Consider the following 537-nt stretch of genomic DNA (forward strand, 5'->3'; position numbering starts at 1 on the left):
ATCGAGGCTTTCCGCGACATCCAGCTGTTGGCGCTGAGTGATGTATTTTTTAAGTGCCGCTTCCAAGCGTGGGAACATGACGGGTTTCAACAGATAATCCACCACACCTCCGCGCATCGCTTGCTGTAGTGTGTCGACATCCCGAGCCGCGGTAATCAAAATCACATCACAAGTTTGATTGTTTGAGCGCAGCGTATTTAGTATCTCCAACCCTGTACCATCCGGCAGATAAACATCCATCAAAAGCAGATCTGGCTTGAGCACTTCGAGCTGCATTTCCGCTTCTAATCGCGTCGTTGCAATGCCAACCACATCCAACCCTGCCAATTGGCTCAGGTATTTGTGGTGTAATTCAGCAATGGCAATGTCATCTTCAATGATCATTACTCGCGTTGCCATGTTCATACTTGTTCTTCCTTTGGCAAATACACGGTTATCCGCGTTCCAGGTTCTGTGGTTGGTAGCATTTCAACATGCCCGTGATAGCGGGTCGCTAATTGGGTCACTAGGTGCAGACCTACCCCTCTATTTTGTCGA

General features: G+C 48.6%; 1 protein-coding gene. It reads right to left on the reverse strand.

The genetic code is table 11. The annotated features are described in order from the left end of the window. The coding region (locus R7Z50_RS30625; protein ID WP_318150168.1) for a response regulator at nt 1-405 on the reverse strand (405 nt) is incomplete at its 3' end. Nucleotides 406-537 lie beyond the last annotated feature (132 nt).

It is taken from the genome of Vibrio sp. 1249-1 (assembly GCF_033340495.1).